This is a genomic window from Paenibacillus enshidis, assembly GCF_042136365.1.
GTDB lineage: Bacteria > Bacillota > Bacilli > Paenibacillales > Paenibacillaceae > Paenibacillus > Paenibacillus enshidis.
Map to the genome: position 1 here is coordinate 49,672 of NZ_JBHHMI010000026.1, position 7,463 is coordinate 57,134.

Consider the following 7,463-nt stretch of genomic DNA (forward strand, 5'->3'; position numbering starts at 1 on the left):
TATTTTAAGGCTGACTTGCATCTGGTATATCATCCTGGCTGCCCTGCTGACTGGCATCCTGTCCACCCTCCGGCGCATCCCCTGTTGCAGGGCCATCCGCAGGCTCCGACTCCTGAACGCTTCCGGCAGCATTAGGCGGCTCGTTGCTCTGCCCCGCAGAATTCGTCCCCGTGTCCCCTTCCGGGTCTGTAGCAGCAGGTTCCGATCCCTCTTGCACTTGTACAGTAATCGTTAACGGCTCGCCTCCGTCTGCAAGTGAAATGTACTTCGGCAGCGTTACCTGGAGTGGGACATCATGCTGCCCAGGGGCCAGGCCTGCAACGTCAGCCACCAATATAATATCGTTATTCGTCAATTCATTCACTAGATCCTCAGGTCCATTTATATTGATATTCATAGTCTGGCTATCCGGATTGACTATCGTAATGCTGGCTGAATTGCCAGCTCCGTTGACCTGGATCGGAACGTTCTCAATCGTCCTTTGTATAGTGCGTACTTCCCCATCCGGGGCCACCGTAACCTCCAGCTCAATCGACGCCGGAGCTACGCTCTTCGCCCCGACAGGCACAGTCAGATTGGCCTGAACCTTCTTGGTCCCCGCTTCTGTCAGCGTGCTGAGATCCAGCGTCGCAGTAACATTTCCTGTTAATCCTGACAATGCAGAGGTTGGACCATACACACTTGCCTCTGTCACGCTTGGCTTAACACTGGCAAGAACCAGGCCGTCAGGCAGGTCGCCTGTGTAGCTTACTTTTATGGGCAGTGTTTTGTAGCCCTGAACAACCGGTACTTCGGCGGACACCGTAGCCGGTTCAATCACAGCTTCCTCAATTTCCTGGCCATTCTTATCATATGCCTTAAGCCGTACTCTGCGTTCGGTCACATTTTCTTTCGCTCCGCTTACATCCACGGTACCGCGTACAAAAGCCACCGCTTCAAGGCGGCTCTCCGCCAAAGTGACATCCACAGCTGCCGGGTCCAAGGAAGGAACGCCAAGCCTCATGCCTGCCGCAGGCTCACCGTCCGTGGCAATGGTTACATTGAAGGACTTTGTTTTCTTCTCTTCCACCGTTACCGTAACCATAGACGGATTAATGGACATCACCTCAACGCCGGAGGGAAGATCAGCTCTCAGCGGCAGTGTCTCCGTCCCCGCCTTCACATTAGATAAATCAATGGTTACTTTATAGTCGTCCGTAAAAAATGAAGTCAACAATGAGCGTTGTCCCCTAACCTGAAGCGTCACCCTGTCCGTACTCATGGCGGTGAGCACATAATTGTCATCCAGTCCCGCTGCCTGGACCGCTACATCTTTAATTGTTTTATTATCATAAGCCGTTGTAATTCCCGGTGAAGTCGTACTGCTGTCCAGATGGACCATTGCCCAAAGCAGGATGCTGATCAACAAAGCCAGTATTTTGGAAAAAGTTGCATTATTAAACCATCTGTCCATCATGAATTGGTGGCGCCTCCCCCCCGCTTCCAGAACGGCTTGCGCTTTTCCTTGATCAATGCGGCCGGGCGCAGCTCCTCATACAATTTGGAGATCAGCGATTCTTCCTTAATGTCCCTTACAACCTGACCGTTAATAGCAAGTGAAATTTGGCCCGTTTCCTCGGACACGACAATGGATACCGCATCAGCCATCTCACTGACGCCGATCGCGGCCCGGTGTCTCGTTCCAAGCTCCTTGCTGATAAAGGGATTCTCCGATAGAGGAAGATAACATGCTGCCGCTGCGATTTGGTTGTTCTGAATAATGACCGCCCCGTCATGCAGAGGCGTATTCGGAATAAAGATATTGATAAGCAGCTCCGAGCTCACTACTGCCTGGGTTCTTATCCCGGATTCAGTATATTCGTTCAGACCAGTCTCGCGTTCAAAGACAATCAAGGCACCGATTTTCCTGCGGGAAAGATAGTTCAACGCCTTGATAATCTCGCCGATCAGTTTATTCAGCTCTTCATCCTCGGCAGTCGAGCGGCCAAACAGCTTTCCTCTGCCCAACTGCTCAAGTCCCCGTCTGAGCTCAGGCTGAAAGATAATAAAGACCGCCAGCACCCCAAAGGTGAACATCTGGTTCATGAGCCATTTCAGCGTATACAAATCAAACCAGGTGCTGAGCGCCCATATGACAACCAGCACAAGGATCCCTTTTAACAGCTGAACTGCCCTGGTGCCCCGCACCAGTAAAATAATCTGATATATAATGTACGTTACAATTAAAATATCGACTAAGTCCTTAATTGACTCTTTCCAGGTCATATCCGTAAAATATTCCAGCATGCGCATGCCCCCGCAGTGTCAGTAATAAGTGGGTTGTTTTTAAGCGTCGGTATGTATATAGTATGGTCTCTTTATCTAGGTTATAACGATCGCGGTCAGGTTGCAAGCCGAACTCCGCTTTTAATGGTGTATTTCAGTTATTATCGCAAAATTCTGGAACATTTAGACTCAAAAAAGCGCCCTTTTCGAAGAAAAAGGCGCTTTAAATAGATCCTTCCGGCCGAGCTTTAGCGGTATGCCACTTCAGTGAACAAATTCGAAATTTTATACCATACCCAATCCAAAGCCCGATCAATGCTCTTTACCTGTCCCGATATATGTGCGGTTGACGCCTGGTAATAGGAGCCGTCAATCACTGTCAAATTTCCTTCTACATCCCCGTACACCTGAGCAATTCCATTCTCCACTGTCAGATCCCCATCAATCGCCTTGCCTTCAGGCACAATAACCGTGCTGCCATGGATGACTACCTGATCCAGATTGTCTCCACGGACCACTAGCTGACTGTTCTGGCCCCAATTACTTAAAATACTGGCTAGGATGACAACGAGAAAGAAAGCCGCAGCAGTTGCAGCCGGATGCCTTTTTATCCATTTGACCCATGGCTGTTGCCGCTTCGGTGTGGGCATAACGCTCAAAATCCGATCAGTCAGCTCATCCGTTACAAAAGGCAGGGGATGCTGGATTCCGAACAGCATCATTTCGGTCCGCTCCAGCTCTTTAAACCGCATCCGGCAATCCTGGCATTCCAGCAGATGTTCCTGCAGCTTACTCTTTTCCAGCTTGGACAGATCGCCATCCAGGTATAGGTGCATCAAAGAGACGGCCTCTTTGCATTCCATATGAGCCAATCCTTTCTTGTAGTCTTCCGACTTGCAGCCAACCGATGCAGACACATCATTGTCCACGCATCCCATGGCGCAAGGTCCGTCCGTACAACATTACATACGCTGCCGCAGCAGATACGTTTCATAAAAACGCTACAGTTTGTGTTCAAGCTTTTTCCGTAAAAATTCACGCCCCCGGTGTACCCGAGTCTTAATTGTCGTGACCGGTAAATTAAGCACATCGCTGATCTCCTGGAGGGACATATCCTGTAAATAGCGGAGCACCATAATGGATTTGTATTTAGCCGGCAGGCCGTCTATGGCTTCCCGGATTTGAGTCTGCGTCTCCTGCAGCAGAGTTTCGCCTTCAGGTGTGCGTTCATCGCTTGCAAGCATCGCATACCCATCGCCTCCCTCTTGCTCATTGATTTCCGCATCCAGTGAATATGTAGGTTTTCTTCTTCGCAACCGGTCAATACACAAATTGGTAGCAATCCGGTATATCCATGTAGAGAATTTTTGATTAGGATCGTACTTATCCAAATTGCGGTAGACGCGTAAAAATGTCTCCTGCACCATATCTTCAGCTTCATGGCGATTGCCCAGCATCCGGTATGTCAGATGAAATATTTTATCTTTGTAAAGCTCCACTAGCTCCGCAAAAGCCCACTGATCCCCTTTAAGAATCAGCCTGACCAAGCGGCTGTCCATGTTTTCCACCGTTATTCCCCCAGACTTGCTGATGGGCTGATATGATTATGATCCTGTCAACAATAACAGAGCAGCCGGGTCCTCCCTAGAGCACCCGACTGTGTATTTTAAAGCATCCTCTGCTTAACGCATCAACCAGTATTCCTTAGCCCTGCCGCAATACCGTTAATAGTAAGCAATACTTCCCGCAGCAGCTCTGCGTCTTCGCCGATTTGTTCTCTCGGTGCCCGCAGCTCAGTCAGCAGTTGTACCTGCAGGTAGCTAAGCGGATCGACATAAGGGTTCCGCAGCCTGATAGACTCCTGAATAACAGGAACATTATCCAGAATTTCCTTTTGCCCTGTAATTTTCAGGATCAGGCTGGAAGTCAGCTCATACTCTTGAGTGATGAGTCCGAGTATACGCTGGCGCGCTTCATCGTTCTCCGTCATGCTGGCGTACTCCTTGGCGATCAGCAGATCCGCTTTGGCGATCGCCATTTGCAGCGTATCAATCAAGGAACGGAAGAACGGAAACTCCTGGTACATCGTCTGCAACACCTGCATATTCTCTTCCTTGTCCTGATAGAAGCTCTGCAGTCCGGAGCCCGCAGCATACCAGGCAGGCAGTAAATAACGGCTCTGCGTCCATGCAAATACCCAAGGAATGGCGCGTAGATCCTCGAAGCGGTCGCTATTTTTGCGCTTCGACGGCCTGGAGCCGATGTTCAGCTCTCCAATTTCCGGAAGCGGTGTCGACTCTTTAAAAAAGGTAAAGAAATCCGGATCCCGGAAAATCAGGTCCTGATATTTTTCCAGCGAAACTGCAGAAATCTGCGTGATGATCTCTTCCCACTCTTCATTCATTTTTTCTTCCTTGCCGGAGCGGCGGTACATGGCCGAGATCAGCAGCGCTGATGTCGCCTGTTCAAGACTGCGATAGGCGATACCTTTTAAAGAATAACGGGACGAAAGCACTTCTCCCTGCTCCGTAATCTTGATTCCTCCACCTACCGTTCCCGGCGGCTGAGCCAGAATGCTGCGGTTAAGCGGCATGCCCCCTCGTCCGAGCGCTCCTCCTCGTCCATGGAAGAATTTCAGCCTGATATCGAACTCGCCCGCCACCTTGGTCAACTCGTTCATGGCTACGCGAAGCTCATAATTCGCCGTTACGACCCCGCCATCCTTATTGCTGTCCGAATAGCCAAGCATGATTTCCTGCATATGGTTCATCGCTGCCACTGACTGACGATACACCGGAAGCTTCAGCAGCCTTCTCATAATTTCCGGAGCCGCATGCAGGTCATCGATGGTCTCAAAAAGCGGAACAGACTGAATGCTGCAGATGATCGTGCCGTCCACTTCCTTGCGGAACAAGCCGGCTTCTTTGGCCAGTACCATCACTTCCAGCATATCGCTCGCGCCCTGTGTCATACTGATCAGGTAACTGGTGATGCATTGTTTACCATATTCCTGCTGCGCCTTATAGATGGTCTGGTAGACGCTCAGGCATTCCCGTGTGCTTTCACTGTAATCCAGGTAACGGGAGGTGATCGGGCGCGGATCATTCATCAAGGTGCCCAGAAGCTCAATCTTCTCTTCTTCGGAAAGTGCTTTGTAGTCAGGCGTGATGTTCATTTTCGCCAAAATCTCGGTCATCGCATTTTCATGCTCCTGGCTGTGCTGGCGGATATCCAGAGTTGCCGTATGGAAACCAAACAGCTCGACCTGACGTATTATTTTTTGAATATAAGTATCCGCCACATAATCAGCAAAGTGTATACGCAGACTGCTGTCAATGATATTTAGGTCTGCAATAAGCTCAGCAGCGCTTGCATACTGCTCTTTGGTGCCCTTTTTGGTATCATCAAGCACGTTGTTCACTTTGGCGATCATGTAGGCTAATTTAATCCGGTACGGCTCTTTTTCATTATGCCAGATTTCCATCTTCTTCAGAGTGACATTGGTTTTGTCCTGCTCAATGGAAGCCATAAGCTCGTCGGACACAGTCACAATGCTTGTGCTAAAGCTCAGCGAGCCCATCAGGTCAAACAGAATGCGCTGATACTCCCGCACAGCCAGCCTGCGCTGCATCTGAAGCGTATCCCACGTAATATCAGAGGTAACGGAAGGATTACCGTCTCTGTCCCCGCCAATCCAGGAACCAAAGCGGAGATATGTCGGAATATGCCATCTTGTGTCCGGATAATATTTATTCAGACACCGTTCAAGCTCCTGATACACATCAGGGAGTACATGGAACAGCGTCTCATGGAAAAAATACATGCCATTGCGGACTTCGTCCAATACTGTTGGCTTGCGGTCCCGCAGTTCGTCGGTCTGCCATAGTGTAATGACCTCATTCAACAGATTCTGACGAAGCTGTTCACGCTCACGGAAGGTCAGCGTCGGATCATCCGATTGCATCACATAATCAGATATGCGCTTGTGAATATCCAGAATGGCACGCCGCACGGCCTCTGTCGGATGGGCGGTCATCACGAGCTCCAGGGAAAGCTCCCCCAGTATAGAATGTACATCCTCTGCAGTGAATCCTTGCTCCTTCAACTCCTGCACAGATTTTTCGATAGAGCCTGGCTGAATCTCCTCACCGGCAGACCGTTCATAATCACGCTTTCTGCGAATACGGTGATTCTGCTCCGCAATGTTCACCAATTGAAAATATATGGCGAAGGCCCGGATAACCTGATGTCGGATTTCCGGCTCCAGATTCCCAATCATGGATTTGAAATCATCGAAAAGCTCAGGCAAAAATTCGGCCCGTAAGGATTTGCTCGTTTCTCTTATTCTCTCTACGATGTCAAGAAGCTCATTACCTCCCTGATGTACAAGGACCTCCCCGAGAATCGTACCCAAAAAACGAACGTCACGCCGCAGTAGATTGTTGGATTGGCTTTTATTTGCGGTCAACGTAACCTCAGTCATGCTTTTCCTCCCATCTTATCCGATATTCACACCACGAAAAATTGACACTTTCTTAACATCATACAATAAAAATCGGTGAAAAGCTTTAATTTTAAACGGAAAATTTCGAGGAAAAAGAACTTTATTATTTATAACTGGGATGATTTTTTATTCAGAAAAGAAAATAATTATGCCCAAGGTAATTTCATCTACATTATAAATGATTTTCCTTAATCTTCAATATTTAGTTTGTACTTTTTTATGGATACATATTCCGGGGCTTAAAACAGGGATATATAAATGGATACAGAAAAAAGGAGAACGCAAAACAGACCGAATGCTTTCTCCAGCTTATTTCTTAGTGAAATACAAAAAAAGCCTTACGGCTTTGTATGTACACAATGGAGCGGGTGATGGGAATCGAACCCACGCTACCAGCTTGGAAGGCTGGAGTTCTACCATTGAACTACACCCGCATATGAAGTATCGGGACGACACGATTTGAACATGCGACCCCCTGGTCCCAAACCAGGTGCTCTACCAAGCTGAGCTACGTCCCGATAACTTGAAGTAAATATGGCGTCCCCTGAGAGATTCGAACTCCCGACCTTTTGATTCGTAGTCAAACGCTCTATCCAGCTGAGCTAAGGGGACAAATGATGGAGCGGACGACGGGAATCGAACCCGCGACCCTCGCCTTGGCAAGGCGATGCTCTACCGCTGAGCCACGTCCGCA

The 7,463-nt window shown here is 49.0% G+C and carries 5 protein-coding genes and 4 tRNA genes; all 9 read right to left on the reverse strand.

What is annotated here, in order from left to right:
* Positions 1-4 precede the first annotated feature (4 nt).
* Positions 5-1,456 carry a CdaR family protein gene (locus ACE41H_RS20755; protein ID WP_375357473.1) on the reverse strand — a complete coding sequence of 484 codons (1,452 nt, stop codon included), beginning with the start codon at positions 1,454-1,456 and terminating at the stop codon, positions 5-7.
* Complete coding sequence (gene cdaA, locus ACE41H_RS20760) at positions 1,453-2,286, reverse strand: diadenylate cyclase CdaA (RefSeq protein WP_375357474.1); 834 nt, start codon at positions 2,284-2,286, stop codon at positions 1,453-1,455. Before cdaA ends, ACE41H_RS20755 begins: the two co-directional genes overlap by 4 nt.
* Positions 2,287-2,513: 227 nt before the next feature.
* Positions 2,514-3,128 carry a zf-HC2 domain-containing protein gene (locus ACE41H_RS20765; protein ID WP_375357475.1) on the reverse strand — a complete coding sequence of 205 codons (615 nt, stop codon included), beginning with the start codon at positions 3,126-3,128 and terminating at the stop codon, positions 2,514-2,516.
* A gap of 138 nt (positions 3,129-3,266) precedes the next feature.
* Positions 3,267-3,833, reverse strand: a complete 567-nt coding sequence (gene sigW / locus ACE41H_RS20770; protein WP_375357476.1) for an RNA polymerase sigma factor SigW — start codon at positions 3,831-3,833, stop codon at positions 3,267-3,269.
* A 122-nt stretch (positions 3,834-3,955) separates the two neighbouring features.
* On the reverse strand, positions 3,956-6,748 hold the full coding sequence (gene ppc, locus ACE41H_RS20775) for a phosphoenolpyruvate carboxylase (protein WP_375357477.1): 2,793 nt from the start codon (positions 6,746-6,748) through the stop codon (positions 3,956-3,958).
* Between the two features lie 381 nt (positions 6,749-7,129).
* A tRNA-Gly gene (locus ACE41H_RS20780) sits at positions 7,130-7,203 on the reverse strand.
* A 10-nt stretch (positions 7,204-7,213) separates the two neighbouring features.
* Positions 7,214-7,287 (reverse strand) — tRNA-Pro (locus tag ACE41H_RS20785).
* Between the two features lie 17 nt (positions 7,288-7,304).
* Positions 7,305-7,381, reverse strand: a tRNA-Arg gene (locus ACE41H_RS20790).
* Positions 7,382-7,387: 6 nt separating this feature from the next.
* A tRNA-Gly gene (locus ACE41H_RS20795) sits at positions 7,388-7,462 on the reverse strand.
* Position 7,463: the final 1 nt, after the last annotated feature.